The 15761-nt window shown below is 66.5% G+C and carries 14 protein-coding genes; 3 read left to right on the plus strand and 11 right to left on the minus strand.

Going from position 1 to position 15761, the window contains the following annotated elements; translation table 11 throughout:
• Window positions 1-145: 145 nt before the first annotated feature.
• The 6 genes from sppA to F1735_RS11895 all read right to left on the minus strand — a co-directional run bounded on the left by sppA (window position 146) and on the right by F1735_RS11895 (window position 6990).
• The gene (gene sppA / locus F1735_RS11870; protein ID WP_167237118.1) at window positions 146-2005 is read right to left on the minus strand and encodes a signal peptide peptidase SppA; all 1860 of its coding nucleotides are present in this window, start codon (window positions 2003-2005) and stop codon (window positions 146-148) included.
• A 34-nt stretch (window positions 2006-2039) separates the two neighbouring features.
• A complete protein-coding gene (locus tag F1735_RS11875; RefSeq protein WP_167237119.1) occupies window positions 2040-3533 on the minus strand; it encodes a sodium:solute symporter in 1494 nt (497 codons plus the stop codon).
• A gap of 60 nt (window positions 3534-3593) precedes the next feature.
• Window positions 3594-4061, minus strand: a complete 468-nt coding sequence (locus tag F1735_RS11880; protein WP_167237120.1) for a metallophosphoesterase family protein — start codon at window positions 4059-4061, stop codon at window positions 3594-3596.
• Window positions 4062-4487, minus strand: coding sequence for a hypothetical protein (locus F1735_RS11885; RefSeq protein WP_229505728.1), 426 nt, complete (start codon window positions 4485-4487; stop codon window positions 4062-4064).
• Window positions 4488-4811: 324 nt separating this feature from the next.
• A complete protein-coding gene (locus F1735_RS11890; RefSeq protein WP_167237121.1) occupies window positions 4812-6338 on the minus strand; it encodes an NYN domain-containing protein in 1527 nt (508 codons plus the stop codon).
• 43 nt (window positions 6339-6381) lie between these two features.
• Window positions 6382-6990, minus strand: a complete 609-nt coding sequence (locus F1735_RS11895) for a cysteine dioxygenase family protein (RefSeq protein WP_167237122.1) — start codon at window positions 6988-6990, stop codon at window positions 6382-6384.
• Window positions 6991-7322: 332 nt separating this feature from the next.
• On the opposite strand from F1735_RS11895, the gene rsgA reads away from it, so the two are divergent.
• Window positions 7323-8384 (plus strand): ribosome small subunit-dependent GTPase A, encoded by a 1062-nt coding sequence (rsgA, locus tag F1735_RS11900; protein WP_167237123.1) that lies wholly within the window; start codon window positions 7323-7325, stop codon window positions 8382-8384.
• Between the two features lie 125 nt (window positions 8385-8509).
• On the opposite strand, the gene F1735_RS11905 is transcribed toward rsgA, so the two are convergent.
• Both F1735_RS11905 and F1735_RS11910 read right to left on the minus strand, forming a co-directional pair.
• Window positions 8510-10480: an alpha/beta hydrolase domain-containing protein gene (locus F1735_RS11905; RefSeq protein WP_167237124.1), complete on the minus strand. Its 1971-nt coding sequence runs from the start codon at window positions 10478-10480 to the stop codon at window positions 8510-8512.
• 45 nt (window positions 10481-10525) lie between these two features.
• Window positions 10526-11419, minus strand: coding sequence for an NAD(P)/FAD-dependent oxidoreductase (locus F1735_RS11910; protein ID WP_167237125.1), 894 nt, complete (start codon window positions 11417-11419; stop codon window positions 10526-10528).
• Window positions 11420-11575: 156 nt separating this feature from the next.
• On the opposite strand from F1735_RS11910, the gene F1735_RS35670 reads away from it, so the two are divergent.
• Together F1735_RS35670 and F1735_RS11915 are read left to right on the plus strand one after the other, a co-directional pair.
• A complete protein-coding gene (locus F1735_RS35670; RefSeq protein ID WP_222852977.1) occupies window positions 11576-11803 on the plus strand; it encodes a hypothetical protein in 228 nt (75 codons plus the stop codon).
• A gap of 280 nt (window positions 11804-12083) precedes the next feature.
• Window positions 12084-12299, plus strand: coding sequence for a DUF3820 family protein (locus tag F1735_RS11915; RefSeq protein ID WP_054263608.1), 216 nt, complete (start codon window positions 12084-12086; stop codon window positions 12297-12299).
• A gap of 53 nt (window positions 12300-12352) precedes the next feature.
• On the opposite strand, the gene F1735_RS11920 is transcribed toward F1735_RS11915, so the two are convergent.
• From F1735_RS11920 to F1735_RS11930, 3 genes are all read right to left on the minus strand, one after another.
• Complete coding sequence (locus F1735_RS11920; protein ID WP_167237126.1) at window positions 12353-12460, minus strand: glycosyltransferase family A protein; 108 nt, start codon at window positions 12458-12460, stop codon at window positions 12353-12355.
• Between the two features lie 86 nt (window positions 12461-12546).
• The gene (locus F1735_RS11925; RefSeq protein ID WP_167237127.1) at window positions 12547-14733 is read right to left on the minus strand and encodes a putative bifunctional diguanylate cyclase/phosphodiesterase; all 2187 of its coding nucleotides are present in this window, start codon (window positions 14731-14733) and stop codon (window positions 12547-12549) included.
• Complete coding sequence (locus tag F1735_RS11930) at window positions 14726-15751, minus strand: EAL and HDOD domain-containing protein (RefSeq protein WP_167237128.1); 1026 nt, start codon at window positions 15749-15751, stop codon at window positions 14726-14728. The genes F1735_RS11925 and F1735_RS11930 overlap by 8 nt, the downstream gene beginning before the upstream one ends.
• Window positions 15752-15761 lie beyond the last annotated feature (10 nt).

Raw genomic sequence — 15761 nt, forward strand, 5'->3', positions numbered from 1 at the left:
GCGTTCTGACTGACGCCGAGGCAGCACGGGCCGGCCTCCAACCGAGAACCGTCGCCCCCGCGCAGGCGGGGGTCCAAGTTTCGGCGGCTATCGCGGGACTTGGGCTCCCGCCTGCGCGGGAGCGACGATGCTTACGTCAGCAGTGTTACGGCGCGGTACACATGCAGTGGGTGACCGCCGCGAACGGCTTGCGGCCGTTGGTCATGTCGGACAGCCAGCCCAGTTCCTTGCTCACCTCGGTCATGGCGCTCGCCGGCACGCCGCTTGGCATCAGGCCCAGTTTGACCTCGATGTTGACCGCTTGCGCGGCGCTGGCGCCGAACATGGTCACGAAGCGCTCGAACGCCGACACATCGCGCTCGATGTAGGCCACGCGGTAACCCTCGGCCAGCTTGGCGCGCCTGGCGGCCGACTTGAGCGCGTCGGTGTAGCTGCCGATGGTGTCGACCAGGCCGCGTTCCTTGGCCTGCACGCCGGTCCATACCCGACCCTGCCCCACTTCGTCGATCTTCGGCTGGGTGGTCTTGCGCGCCGCCGCGGCCTTGGTGGTGAACTCGCTGTAAATATGGTTGATGCTGCTCTGGATCACCTGGGTAAAGCGCGGATCGAGGGGACGCATCGGGTTGTAAGCGTCGGCCAGCCAGGTGGTGGTGGTGCCGGCGGTGTGGATGCCCAGCTTGTCGACCACTTTTTCAGCCGTCGGCAGGATCGCGAACACGCCGATCGAACCGGTGATGGTGGAACGGTCGGCGAACACCTCGTCGGACGCCATCGAAATCCAGTAGCCGCCGGAGGCCGCCACGCTGCCCATCGACACCACCACCGGCTTGCCGGCGGCGCGGGTCAGTTCCAGCTCGCGCCGGATCAGTTCCGAGCCGAAGGCGCTGCCGCCTGGCGAATCGACGCGCAGCACGATCGCCTTGATTTGCTTGTCTTCGCGCGCCTTGCGGATCAGGTTCGCGGTAGACAGGCCGCCGATCGAGCCGGCCGGCGCATTGCCGTCGCTGATTTCGCCGGCGGCCACGATCACGCCGACGCCTTCGCCGAACATGGGCGGACGCAGGCGCGCCAGGTACTCGTCGAAACCGACCTGGCGGAAGCTCTTGCCGTCGTCATCCGGCGCGCCGCGCGTGATCATCATGGCGCGCACTTCGTCGCGCGTTTTCAGGCCGTCCACCATTTTGGTGGTCAAGGCCAGCTTGCCGGTGTCGCCGCCGGCCTGTTCCATCAGCGCCGGCAGCGCGTCGATTTTCTGGGCGATCCAGCCGGCCGGCAGCTTGCGGTTTTTCTCGACGTCGGCGGTGTAGCCGGCCCACAGGGCGTTGTACAGGAAGGCGTCGGCTTCGGCGGCGGCCGGCGAAGGACCGTTGCCGATGTACGGCTCGGCGAAGCTCTTGTAGGTACCGACCTTGATCAGGTTGACCGTCACGCCGACCTTGTCGAGCGCATCGCGGTAGTAGTTGCGGTAGCGGCCGAAGCCTTCGATGTGGACGGAACCCATCGGATGCATATATACCTGGGTGGCGTGCGAGGCAATGCGGTACTGGCGCTGGTCGAAGTTGCTGCCCCAGGCGATCACCGGCTTGCCGGCCGCCTTGACTCTTTCGACGGCCAGGCCGACTTCATTGAGCATGGCAAGACCGGCGCCATCCATCTGGTCGAGCAAGAGCAGCACGCTGCTGATCTGCGGGTCCTTGGCGGCGCTATCGAGCACGGTGAGCACGTCGCGCAGCTGGACCGACTTGCGCACGTCGCCGCCGCCGACATTGGCCATGAGCGCGTCGCGCACATTGCCGCTGTGCTGCTCGACCAGGTCGCCCTTGACTTCGAGGACCAGCGCGGTCTTGGTCGCCATCGGCTTGACGCCGCCGCCGAAGATCGCCATCAGCAGGATGATCACGATGATCAGGAAGAGCACATTGAGCACGCCCCGGCGCGTGCTGTCGAGCGCGCTCCAGAACATGCCGAAACCGCGGCGTAGGGTGGACAAAGGTTTAAATGACATCGGTACTCCGGCGGAAAATGAGGTGGGTAAAAAGCTAAACGTCTACTGTAAGCGAAATCGCCGCGTCCCGTTCGGAAATGCGGGACCGGGCGGGCCGGGAAATAGCCCACAAGCCGGCAAACACCAATATGCCATTAATCATGAGCAACTCAAGCCCGAGGCGGTAACTTCCCAACAGCAATGTTTGATTATATTCAAGAAAAGCGCAGATAAGCGGTCCACCGACGGCCACCAGCGGCACCCAGCGGTCCCTGAGGGTGCGTTCGGTCAGCATGCCGAAGGCGAACAGGCCAAGCAGCGGGCCGTAGGTGTAGCTGGCCACTTTGAGGATCACGCCGATCATGCTGGGGCTGTCGACCAGCTTGAAGGCCATCACCAGCACCAGGAACAGGGCCGCGAAGCCGAGGTGGACGCGCTGGCGCCAATGCACCTTGTCCCGCTCCGACAGGTCCTGGCGCCGCGTCAGGCCAAGCAGGTCGATGCAGACGGTGGAAGTGAGCGCGGTAATGGCCCCGTCGGCGCTGGGGAACAGGGCCGAGATCAGCGCGATCAGGAAGATGATCTGCAGCGTTACCGGCAAGTGGCCCATGACGACGGCGGCGAACAGCTTGTCGCCGCTGGCGGTCACCCCGGCGCCCGGCGCGTACAGGTACAGCAGGCCGCCGAGGAACATGAACAGCGACAGCACCACGACCAGGATCGCGGTCAGGCTGAGGAGGTTTTTCTGCGAGTCGGCCAGGGTCTTGACCGAGATTGTCTTTTGCATCATCTCCTGGTCCATGCCGGTCATGGTGAGGACGATGAAGGCGCCGGCGATAATCTGCTTGAGGTAAAAATTGGGGCTGTCGACGGCAGTGGTGAACACGCGCGACAAGCCCTGCTCGTGCATCCGGGCCAGGCTCTGGGCGACCGAGAGGTCCATCTGGCTGAGCAACATGGCGATGCAGGCGAGCAGGCCGAACAGCATGCAGCTCGTTTGCAGGGTGTCGGTCCAGACGATGGTTTTCACGCCGCCCTGGTAGGTGTACATCAGGATCATGCCGAGGATGACCAGGGTGGTGAGCCAGAACGGCACCCCGAGGCTGTCGAGGATGATGGCCTGCAAAATGTTCACGACCAGGTACAGGCGCGCGGTGGCGCCCAGCAGGCGCGAAAGGATGAAGAACGACGCGCCGCTCTGGTAGGCGCGCCGGCCCAGGCGCTGGTTCAGGTAGTCGTAGATCGAGGTCAGTTTCAGGCGGTAGTAGAGCGGCAGCAGGATATAGGCGACCGCGATGTAGCCGATCACGTAGCCGATCAGGATCTGCATGTAGCCGAAGCCGTCGCGCCCGACCGCGCCGGGCACGCTGATGAAGGTCACGCCGGACAGCGTGGTGCCGACCATGCCGAAGGCGACCAGTTTCCAGTCGCTGCTTTTGTTACCGATGTAGAAGCTGTCGTTGGTGGCGTTGCGCGAGGTGGCCCAGGCCACGCCCAGCAACAGGGCGAAGTAGGCGATGAGGATGCAGAGAAGTAGAGCCGGTGACATGACATTCCGTTGGATGATCGAACCGGCAGCAATATACACTGTGCCGCAGCTGCCCTGCCGTCAAGCCCGTGGAATCAGCAGGGCGATGTTGGCCCTCACCTGCCCGCCATCGACCAGCAGTTCGGCCGCCGTCACCGGCAGGCTGAATCGCCTCGGTCCCGCGCTGCCGGGGTTCAGGTAGAGCAGCGCGCCCCGCTGCTCGGCCAGCGGCCGGTGCGAGTGTCCATACACGATCACCTTCACATCGCCCGACAGCGCGGCCGCATCGAGACCGGCGATATCGTGCAGCGCGTACAGGCGCACGCCGCCCACCTCCAGCAGCGCGCTTGCCGGCACGCCGGCGGCCCAGCCGCCCTTGTCGTTATTCCCGCGTACCACCGTCAAGGGCGCAAGCGCGGCCAGCCGGGCCAGGATGTCGGCATTGCCGATATCGCCCCCATGCACGATGGCGTCGCTCCCGGCGAGAAAATCGACCGCCTCCGGGCGCAGCAAGCCATGCGTGTCGGAAATGACGCCGATGCGCAGCATTCAGATCCCCTGCCCCGCCACGCGCCGGAACGGGCCGATGCAGGCGTCGAACGATTCGGCGGCGCACATCACGAACAAGGTGCCGGACGGGTGAAAGCGGACGAAGTGCGTGACCGAGGCGTCGGGTTTCATGACGGCGCCCGAACAATCCTGCTTGCCGTTGCCCTTGACGTAGCGGTCGACCAGCTTGTAGAAGCCCCTGGCGCTCGGCTTGGCCGGTATTTCGAAGCGGCTCTCGGACACTTCGGCCGCGCTGGTGACGAGCGTGGTGCCGTCGCCGCGAAAGCGATAGGTTTCGGAGCAGCTGGCGTCGGGCAAGGTCAGCTTCCAGATGCCGAGAATGGGATGGTTGGCCGCCGGCGGCGCGGCCTGCGCAGCGGGCGCGAGGACGGCCAGAAACAGCGCAACGGCAGTGAGCATACGCATGGCGGTCTTCCTTTTCGGGCGTTCGTGGCGGGAGCATGAAGTTTGCACCATTTTGCGATTGCGTGCAGCGGCCCGCTTCGATGCGTGGGCCCGGCCGACAGCGACATGAATCCGGCCGGCGGACCGATTGCCGACGCGGTCAAGCCGGGCATTGCGATGGGACACGATGGAACGGGGGCCGATGTGGCCGATGCGCTCGCTTATCTGGCGGGGCCGGGAGCGTCGTTCGTGACGGGGACCGGGATGCTGGCCGACGGCCGATTGAAGGCGCAAATCCGCCAGCGCCATCGCGCAAGGGCATGGCGCCCCTGCGCGTGGTGCCTGCTATTTGCTTTTGGCCGGGGCCTTCGGCTTGGCCGGACGGCGGCTGCGCGGGATGGCTTTTTTAGCTGGCTTGGCCGGCGCTTCCTCATCGCCCTGCTCCGCCGGCAGCTCCAGCGCTACCGGTTCCGGCTCGGGCTGCGGCTCTGGCGCCACCTCGGGAGCCGGGGCCACATCGGCCTGCTTGGCCGCCTTCTTGGCTGCGGGCTTGCGCGCGGGGCGACGCTTTTCCTGGACCGGCGCTTCGGGCGTCACTTCAGCGTCGACCGGCTCCACCGGTTCTTCAAGCTGTGGGACCGGGTCGTACCATGCGGGGGCCGCCGCCACCGGCTCCAGCGCCTGCGGCACGCTCTCCTCGACAGGCTCGTTGCGGTTGCGTCCTCCACGGCCACGACGGCGCGACGACTCGGGAACGACCGGCGCCGCTTCCACCGTTTCCGGCTGCGGGTCGTACCATGCCGGCACGCTTGCTACCGGCTCGGCTTCCGGCAGCTCCGCCGCATCCCCGGACTCGACAACGTCCGGCGCGACCGCCTCGACAGTGTCGCTGTCGTTACGGTTGCGGCCACCGCGACCACGTCCGCGCCGCGACGATTCCGGCTTGGCTGGCGCTTCTTCCGCGACATCGGCTAGCGCTGGCGCGTCGTCCTGCACGGCCGACGCTTGCAGCTCCACCGCGTGCGACTGGTGGTTGTTGTTGGCGCTGGCATTGCTGCTGCGGTAAACGTAAGCGCCGGATTTTTCGTCACGGCCGAATTCGAGCATGCCTCGGTTTTGCGCTTCTTCCAGCAGGTTGCCGAAGGTGCGGAAACCGTAATACGTCTCGTTGAAGTCGGGGCGACGGCGCTTGAGGGTATCTTTGAGCAGCGAAGCCCAGATCTTGCCGCTGTCGCCGCGTTCGGACACCAGCGCATCGAACATCTCGACCACCAGGTCGATGGCCTGGGCCTTGCGCGATTCGAGTTCTTCCTTGCGGCGGTTGCCTTCGTCGGGCGAGCGTTTTGCCTGCGGCTGCACCTTGCGCTCGTCGCGCTTGGCGGCCGCACGCTTTACTTCGCGCACCAGGTCGTCGTAGAAAATGAATTCGTCGCAGTTCGCCACCAGCAGGTCCGAGGTGGACTGCTTGACGCCCACGCCGATCACCTGCTTGGCATTTTCGCGCAGCTTGGACACCAGCGGCGAAAAGTCGGAGTCGCCGCTGATGATGACGAAGGTATTGACGTGCGACTTGGTGTAGCACAGGTCGAGCGCATCGACCACGAGGCGGATGTCGGCCGAGTTCTTGCCGGACTGGCGCACATGCGGAATCTCGATCAGTTCGAAGTTCGCTTCATGCATGGTGGCCTTGAAGCCCTTGTAGCGCTCCCAGTCGCAGTACGCCTTCTTGACCACGATGCTGCCCTTGAGCAGAAGCCGTTCGAGGACCGGCTTGATGTCGAATTTTTCGTAGTTCGCGTCACGCACGCCGAGTGCGACGTTCTCGAAGTCGCAAAACACAGCCATGCTGATGTTGTCTGAGGATGAAGCCATATGATCTGTTCTCTAATGATGGTTTTGCCAAGCTGATCTTGGATTATACGCAACAACCCGATCCGGGCAATGGCTGCCCGGCGTCGGGTGTGGCGATGTTGGTGTAACCGGACACAAAACGGCTGGCCGCGCCGCTGACGGGGTCGTACACATGGCGTGCGATGCGGCCGATGTCCGCGCCGTACACGTGGATGCTGACCGAGACCGCGCCTGGGCTGGCGTTGGACACGCGGTGAATGTCGCCCACGCGCGGCGACACCACGTCGATCGCGCCGGCCGGCAGATGGTGCGACCCGGTGGCGGCAAGCGGCCCGCAGCCGGCCGGCGGCGCGAATTCCTCGCACTGTTCCGCCCCGCGCAGCACGCCCACCATGCCCCACACGGTATGGTCGTGTACCGGCGTGGCCTGGCCCGGACCCCACACGAAACTGAGCACCGAAAAGCGCGCGTGCGGGTCGCAATGGAGCAGGTATTGTTGATAGCGGTCCGGGTGAGGTGCGGCGAATGCGGCGGGCAGCCAGTCGTCATGGGCGATCAAGGCGGCCAGCAGCGGCCTGCCCTGTTCAAGCATGCGCGCTTCGTCGTGTGCGGCTGTATCGACAAGGCGGGTGAAGGCAAGTACGAAATCGTGCAGGCGGGGTGGGTTGTTCATCGCTTCATCTTCATGTGGGCCGGGTGCAGCGAATATAGCATCCTCCGCGCGCTTGACGCGCCCGCGCCCGACTGGCACACTGCCAGCTTCTATTGACTTCCACAGGAGAATACACCATGCATACAAATGATATTGCCCTCCTGTCGGCCGCCTGATCCCGCCACAACCCGCCTGCCTGCCGTATTTTCCGGACTGAGTCCGGACTGAGCCTCGTGTGTTGATGCGCGCCCGATCGCGCGCCGACCTCCGTTTTCTTTTTGCCTGCGTGCTATTGCGCGCGGCTTGTGCCCGCGCGCGTCGCGGGCGAACGAATCCGGGAACACACCCTCATCATGATCCACATCGATTTTGAATCACTGCGCACTATCGGGCTGACGCAATCGGTCGCCAGCCAACTCGCCACCATCGACCAGGCACCGGAAGGCACGCGCCTGGTGCGCGTGACGCAAGTGCATCGCGACTGGGCCGTCATCCACGACGGCGTCGCCGAATCGCGCGCGCGCTCACGCAATAAGCTGGTCCAGTCGCTGCAGGCCGGCGACGCCGCCCTCGCCGTGGGCGACTGGGTGCTGGCCGAACCCCATGCGCACGGCGAACAGTGGCTGTCGGAGCGCCTGGCGCCGCTCACGCACATCGCGCGCCGCGCCAGCGACGGGCGTCGCCAGTCCCTGGCCAGCAACGTCGATACCGCGCTGCTGGTCATGGGCCTGGACCACGACTTCAAGCTGCGCCGCCTGGAGCGTTACCTGGCGCTGGCCGAATCGTCCGGCGTCGAGCCGGTAGTGGTGCTGACCAAGGCCGATATCGGGCTGGACGTCGATGAGCGCATGCGCCAGCTCGCGGAGCGCCTGCCGCGCCGGGTGCAGGCGTTCGCACTCAACGCCCTGGGCGACGAACCGGCGCGCATCCTGGCGCCCTGGCTGGCGCCCGGGCAGACCTTGATCCTGCTCGGCACCTCGGGCGCGGGCAAGTCGACCCTGACCAACGCGCTCTCGTCAAGCCACCAGGAAACCGGCGGCGTGCGCCGGGGCGACAACCGCGGGCGCCACACCACCACCGCGCGCTCGCTGCACCAGTGCCCGAGCGGCGCCTGCATCATCGACACGCCCGGTTTGCGCTCGTGGCAGCCGGATGCCGATGAAGAGGCGCTGGCGGCGAGTTTTGACGATATCGGTGAGCTGGCGCGGCATTGCCAGTTCCGCGATTGCGCGCATGAAGAGGAACCCGGTTGCGCGGTGCGCGGGGCGGTCGATCCGGACCGCTTGCTGAACTACCGCAAGCTGCTGCGCGATGCACGGCGCAGCCAGCAAACGCCGCTGGACCGGATCGCGGCGCGCAACAAGTGGAAGGTGGTCATCAAGGCGCACAACGCCAAGACCCGGCAGCGCGACTGAGCGATCGGGAGCGGATCAGCGCGGCGCCGTCATGGCGCCTGCTTGCGGCGCCTGCTTGCGGCACCCGCTTGCGGCGCCCGCTTGCGGTGCCCGCTTGCGGTGCCCGCTTGCGGCGGGGAAGCAGCTTACGGCCCAAGCCGTTGATCCACTTTGGCGCGCTCGATGAAACGGCTGACGTCTTCGTCGAGCAGCAGTCCGTCGTCGCGCAAGGCCCGCGCGGCAATCGCCACCGCCTTGGCGTATTCCAGCCGCGTCGTGTAGCGCTGCGAGAGCGCACGGCGCGGATCGCCCGCGCGCGGCACTGCCGAGAACGGCACCGACAAACCATTCAGTCCGCACAGCTGGTCTTCGGCAAAGCCGCGCCGGCGCAGGTTCCAGCCGGCATAGGTCGCCAGCGGCACCTCCACATCGGGCAGGCGGATGCCGGCGATATCGTGGCCGTCCAGATCGGCCATCGGCACCAGCACCTGGTAGCGCTTGTCCGGTGCAGGCGTGGGCGGCAGGCTGGCGTAATCGACCACCGTCAACTCATTCAACCCGTCCGGATAGCCGACGCCAAGCGCGCGCAGGTCCGGAAAACCGACCGCCTCGCGCTGCGGGAGCGTGAGCATGGCGCTGCCGATCTGCGGAAAGCGGCTGGGCGGCGGCTCCTTGCCGCTGCGCGCCCACGCCACCAGGTGGTCGAGCAGCACGCGCACCGTTGGCCCCTGCTGCGCCGTGTTATTGGTCCACTTGCAGATGCCGACCGTGGCCCGCTCGGCCGTCATGTGCTGGGTCGACGACATGAGGTAGGCGCGCACGCCGGCCGGCAGCGCGATGTCCTTGCCGGCGCCGTCGGTCACCACCAGCGAGGCGCGGCCCTGCCAGAATTCGGTGCTGCTGTCGACGTGCATCAGCTTCGGGCAGGTGCCGGTCGGCTGGCAGCGCGCGAAGATGCCGTCGGTCGCGCCGCCGACCGGGTCTTTCGTCACGGCGTAACTGAACGGGAACTGGTCGCCGTAGGCCCAGTGATTCAGGTGCAGGGTGGAGTAGCGTTCGGGCCGGCCGAAGCGGCGGTTCACAAAACTCTTGCGGCTGCCGGCGATGAGCGGCATGGCGCCGTCGAACACCTTGCCGCCGCGCGGGTCGGCGTTAAAACCCTGCCAGATCAGGTCACGCAGAAAGCGACCCGACTGCGACACGCCCAGCGCCAGCGTGACGTCGGGCTTGATATCGGCCAGCGGGTTGGGCTGGCCGGCGCCATCGGCCATGCCCGACTTGAGATGGCTGGTCACATCGCGCAGCGCCGCCATGCCCAGGCCCATCACGACCGGATCACGCGCCTGGTACTGGAACTGGTAGATCGCGCCGCCGTCGACCCCGCGCGGACGCGTGACCTCGATCCGGGTGGCACTGGTGTAGCTCCACGCGCTGGCCGGCAGGATGAGCGGCGCGGCGGTGGCGTGTACGCGCACGCTCAGCACTGCGCCCGCCTGGCTGGTCGAGGCGGCCGGATAGGCCAGATCGATGGTGCCCGTGGGCTTGACATCGTCGAAGACCTTCTCTTCGACGCTCTGGCCGGTGATCGGCTGGCCGTCCAGCACCGCCACCGGAAACGCCGTGCCGGCCAATTCGCCGTTGCCCGCCAGGCCGATATTGCCCTGCCAGCCGATCCACGCGAGCGTGTGCCCGCGCCGCATCAGGAAGCCGTTGCCGGTGTCGCGCGCGCTGGCCTCGTTGATCACGTCGAGCGCCAGCTTGCCGCCACGGTTGGGGATGTCGAGCACCAGCACGCGCGACGCTTTGGCGGCGTCGCGCGGGCGCAGCAGGATGACATCGGTCGCGTACTTGACCCAGCCGCCGGTCGTGGGCGCCTTGTCCAGGTCCACGATGGCGCGGTTGGCCGGATGATGCGGGTCGATGCGCAGATGCGCGATGGCGACGATTTTCTCGTAGGCGCCGGCGGCGTCGAAGACCTTGCCGTCAAAAGCGGGAGCACGGCTGACGATCTCGAAGCGCTCGACCTGGGCCGCCGGCGAGCCCGCGCCGCCGCTCCCCGCGCAGGCCGCCAGCATGGTCAAGACGAGAAGGCAAGGCAGGTGGCGCAGGCAGGTCAATTTCAGCTCCTTGTGATCTGCCAGACGATAGCACGGCGGGACGCGTCAGGTAAACACCACCGAGCGGTGCGCCGCCGTGCCGGCCATCACGCCATCGGCGGCGGCCCAGGTGGCATTGTGCGGCATGCGCGCCACGTCGCCGGCGGCGAACACGCCGCCGACGGTGGTTTCCTGGAACTCGTTGGTGCGCACGTAGAGGCCGAGCGGGCCTTCGTCGAACTCGCATCCGAGCTGCCGCGCGAGCGGGCTGGTGGACACTTGCGTCGCCAAAAATGCGGCATCGGCCGGCACGCGCGTGCCGTCTTCGAGGACGATGCCGTCCAGCGCCGGCGCCACGCCACCGAGCGAGGCGACTTTACTGTGTTCGATGCGGATGCCGCGCGCTTTCAATACCTGCTCCTGCTCGGCGTCGAGCGCGATGCCGTTGGCGCAGTAGGTGACGAACGGCGACCATTCGGCGATCAATTGCGCCATGTGGGCCGACATCGGCATCATGCCGATCACGGCGAGCCGGCGGCCCAGGAATTCGTAGCCGTGGCAGTAAGGACAGTGCAGGATCGAGACGCCCCAGCGCTCGCGCACGCCGTCGATCGGCGGGAACTGGTCGACCACGCCGCTGGCCAGGATCAGGCGCCGGGCGCGCATGCGTTCCCCGCCGGCGAGCACGACTTCGAAGCCGCCATCGATGCGCGCCGCGCTGTCGACCGTGGCGTCGATCACGCTGGCGCTGGGGTAGGCCAGCAACTGGCGGCGCGCGTCAGCCATGATGGCGTGCGGGGCGCGGCCGTCGTGGCCGACGAAGCCGTGGGCGGCGGCCGCGAAGCGGTTGCGCGGCTGGCCGGCGTCGATCACGCGCACCGGGCGGTTGGCGCGCGCCAGTTGCATCGCGGCGGCCATGCCGGCGAAGCTGCCGCCGACGACAATGAAATCGGTATCCATGTTGTGCTTTCTCAGTTTTAACTGTAACAATCATAGTTACGATAAAGCCCGATGTCAAGCGCGTCGTGGATGGGAACGGGCGTCCGGCCGGGGCGCGCGCTTGCCGCTGACGCGCGAGATGCCTTATGGCAGATACAAAGGGAGCGCGTCGGCTTCTTGCAACTGTTCGACGGCGACGGCGCGACTCGGCCGGATGGCGTCACGCAGGAGGGTGGGCAAGTCGCGCTTGCCTTCGGACTGATCCATGCTCAACACAATATCGCGCTGCGTGCCCGGGTGCGCAATGTGAGCCAAGCGAAAAGGTTCACGCTGCGGTCGCGCGCGATGTCGAGAACATCGCGGCCGGCCGGCGATTTGCCGAAGCGCTGCCAATCGAGTTGGTAGCCGCACGCCTGCGCCAGCTGCCGGGCGGCTGGCCGATGCTCTTGCCCGGCCGCTTACACAAAGCTGGAACGCCAATCCGATTCAAGCCGGATCGTCATCGTGACCTCTTTGCTCATGCACTCTCCTGGGGACCTCCTGATTCCCGGTCACTGGGAAACGTCATGTCATTGTACGGAAAACGACATGCCACAATCGACGTTGACGGTTGGCCTGGCAGGCCAGGCCGGCGGGTGACGCAAGGCCGACCGGCGCACGCCGTTTTTGCTACAGTAGCGGCATCATGAAACCAGAACACCTCCAACTGCTGCTGACCCGCGAGATGCCTTACGGCAAATACAAAGGCCGCGTCATCGCCGACCTGCCCGGCCACTACCTTGGCTGGTTCGCGCGCGAGGGCTTTCCGCGCGGCGAGATCGGCGAACTGCTCGCGCTGATGTACGAACTCGATCACAACGACCTGCGCAGCCTGCTCGATCCCTTGCGCGGACGCCGTTAAGCGCTCCCGTTACGGTCGCAACGCGGTCGTCCAGCCGGAGCCGCGCCCGGCGGTCAGGGACCGGCCAGCAGGCTGTCGAGCGCGCGGGGCAGAAAACGGGACTGGCCGTACGTCGGCACCAGTACAGTCACCTGCGGGGTGCCTGGGAAAGTGCTTGTCACGGCGAGCTCTTCATAGGATGCTTGACCTGTGAAGAAAGCATGCGCGAAAAATGCGCGACTTGTTTGATGTTGAACAGAAGTGCGCGCTATCGGCTCACTGTCAAGCGCTTGCTTTCGCGCTGCATGCAGGCAAATTCATCGCCGCTGACCGCCGGGCTGAACAGGTAGCCTTGCAGCTGGTCGCAACCCAGGTCGCGCAAGAACGCCATCTGCTCGGGCGTCTCCACGCCTTCGGCCACGATTTCCTGGCGCAGTTGCTGGGCCATGGTGACGATGGCGCGCGCGATGGCGCAATCGTTTTCCTCGTACGGCAGGCCGATCACGAAGGAACGGTCGATCTTGAGTGTACTGATCGGGAATTTTTTCAGGTAGGCCAGGCTCGAATAGCCGGTGCCGAAATCGTCCAGCGCCAGCGCCAGGCCCATGGCCACCAGGTCGTTCATGATCGCGATCACGCTATCGGTGCCGCGCACCAGCAGGGACTCGGTGATCTCCAGCATGATCTGGGCCGGTTCCACGCTGTGCCGGTCCAGCACTTCGCTCACGCGGGCCGGCAGGCTGCGGTCGAACTGGCGCGCCGAGACGTTGACGGCGACCGGCGGCATCGACAGCCCCGCATCGTCCCAGGCGCGGATCTGGCGGCACGCTTCATTCATGACCCAGTTGCCGATATCGAAAATGAGCCCGGTCTCTTCGGCCAGCGGAATGAACACGCCCGGCGAGATCATGCCGCGCTCCGGATGGCGCCAGCGGATCAGCGCTTCGGCGCCGACGATGCGCCCGCTGCGCAAGCTCACCTTGGGCTGGTAGTGCAGCTCGAACTGGTTCTCGGCCAGGGCGGTGCGCAGTTCGGTCTCCAGGCGCAGGCGTTCGCGCGCGCGCTGGTCCATCTCGTCGCGGTAGAACAAGAAGCCGCCCAGGCCGAATTCGCCGGCCTTGGCCAGCGCCACCTCGGCAAAGCGCAGCAGCGAGGCGGTATCCATGCTGTCGTCCAGATACAGCGCGATGCCGATATTGGCGCTCACCTGCAGGCCGTGGCCGGCCACCAGCAGCGGCGCGGCCAGGGTCGCGAGCAGCTTTTGCGCGACGATGCCGGCGTGCTCGCGCTGGCCGATGGTGGGCAGCGCGACGGCGAACTTGCTGCCGTCGATACGCGCCAGGATGTCGGGCTCGCGCAGCACGCTGCGGAACTGGCGCCCGACCGTGCAAATGACTTCGCTGGCCACGTCGTGACCGAGCGTGTCGCTGATGGCGCCGACGCGATTGACTTCGATGACCATCAGCGCGCCGTACTCGTTGCCGCGCCGCGCTTCGTTGAGCACCTGCCCGACCAGGTGATTGAACAGCGAGCGGTTGGGCAGGCCGGTCATGCCGTCGTAGTTGGCCATGCGCTGCATGCGCGCCTCGGCGTCCTTGTGTACGCTGATGTCGGAGAACAGCGAAAAGGTATGCGTAATCCGGCCCTCGGCATTGCGCACCACGCTGATGGTGACCGATTGCGGAAACAGCTCGCCGTTCTTGCGCTTGCCGACAATCTCGCCGCGAAACGGGCCGTTGCCCTGCATGGCGGCGCGCACCTTGGCGCGGAAGTCGGCGTCGTGTACGCCGGAGCGCAGCAGGTCGGGCGTCTGGCCGATCGATTCCGTGGCCGAGTAGCCGGTGATGCGGGTGAACGAGCTGTTGATCGATACAATCCGCTCGCCGGCATCGGTAATGAGCACGCCCTGGTCGCTGTCTTCGATGATGCGCGCGTACAGGCGGATCTTGTCTTCTTCGGTCAGGTGTTCGGCCAGCGGCGAGAGATGCACCAGCATGCCGATCGCCTCGCCGTCGTCATCGTTGATCAGCGAGAGCGCCAGGCGTACCCAGATCACGTCGCCGCTCTTGCGGCGGCGCCGCACTTCGACCAGGCAGCTGCCATGTTCGAGGAACAGTTCGGCGATGCCCGGGTCGTCGGCGCCCGCCTCGTCGGCGTACAGGAACAACACATGCTGGCCGATCGCTTCGTCGCTGGTGTAGCCGAACACCGCTTCGGCGCCCCGGTTCCAGCTGGTGAGGTAGCCCGACAGATCGAGCACGATCACCGCGTCGTCGGAGTGCTCGTAGGTGTCGGCGTGGTGCTGCAGCAGGCGCCGCGCCAGCGGGAGTTGCGCCTGTTTGGCCAGCAGCAGTTCGGCTTCGAGCCGCACCAGCATCTCGGCCAGGGCATTGCCTTGCATCGCGCGCGCATTGCGCACCAGGTCCAGGCTGCGGTCGAGCGCCGATTCAGCCATGGCCACTCGCCCCGCTGTCGCGCAGCGCCGCCAGCATCCAGCGGTGCGCTTCCAGGTTGGCGCTGTTGAAGTCGGCCGCTGCGATCTGCAATGCCGCCAGGGTTGGCGCCAGCGCATCCGGTTCGCCCCGTTCGGCCAGTTCGACCAGCGCCAGCAGCGCGCCCAGTTCACCATCGTGATGCAGCAGCGCGCCATGCACCGCCTCGCTGATCGACAGCGGCGCCAGCAAGGACGCCAGCGGCAAGCCGAACAAAATGCCGAGCAGCGAGAACATGCCGGTCATGAAGGCTTGCTCCTGGGTGAGCTTGTCGAGGCCGCGCGTGCGCGCCAGCAGTTCGAGGGCGCGCGCACGCACCGCCACGCGCGCCAGCAGCATGGGCGACCGGATGTCGCCTTTCTGGGCGGCGAACAGCATCAGCTTGAGCCAGCGCCGCAGTTGCTGGCGTCCCAGGATCAGCAGCGCCTGGCCGAAGCTGGTGATGCGCCGCACCGCGCCCATGCCGAGCGAGTTGACAAGGCGCAGCAACTGGTAGGACATGGTCGGGTCGAGCCGCAGCAGCGCTTCGATTTCGTGGGTGTCGGCGTCGGCGGCGACCAGTTGCACCAGTTGCAGCGCGAGCGTGCGCGAGGCGGCCTGGCTGGCCAGCACCTTGGCCGGCGCGCCGAGGCACCAGTCGCCGTCGATCCAGCGCGCCTCGGGCGGCAGCGGCATGCTGGTGAAGCGCTCGCCGGCGCGGAACAGGGCGTACTCGGCCAGCTCGCTCCAGCCGTGCCCGGCCAGCGCCGCGGCCAGCTGCGGGTCGGCGCCAGGGCGGTACAGGCACGGAAAGTCCCGGCACAGGGCGCCGAGATCGTCCACCACGGCGCCCGCGAGGCGGGCCTCGTCCGTGGCGGCGCCGGCTTCGATCAGCAGGCCGGACGGCAAACCGCGACGGTCCGCCAATACGCGGAAAACAAGCAAAGGGGCCGGGCTCGAGCAGGTCATTGGGATCGAGATGGTGGGTGGCAACAAATCCATGTTACCTCCG

This window comes from Massilia genomosp. 1 (assembly GCF_011682185.1).
In the GTDB taxonomy this organism is placed as follows: Bacteria; Pseudomonadota; Gammaproteobacteria; order Burkholderiales; family Burkholderiaceae_D; genus Telluria_A; species Telluria_A rubra.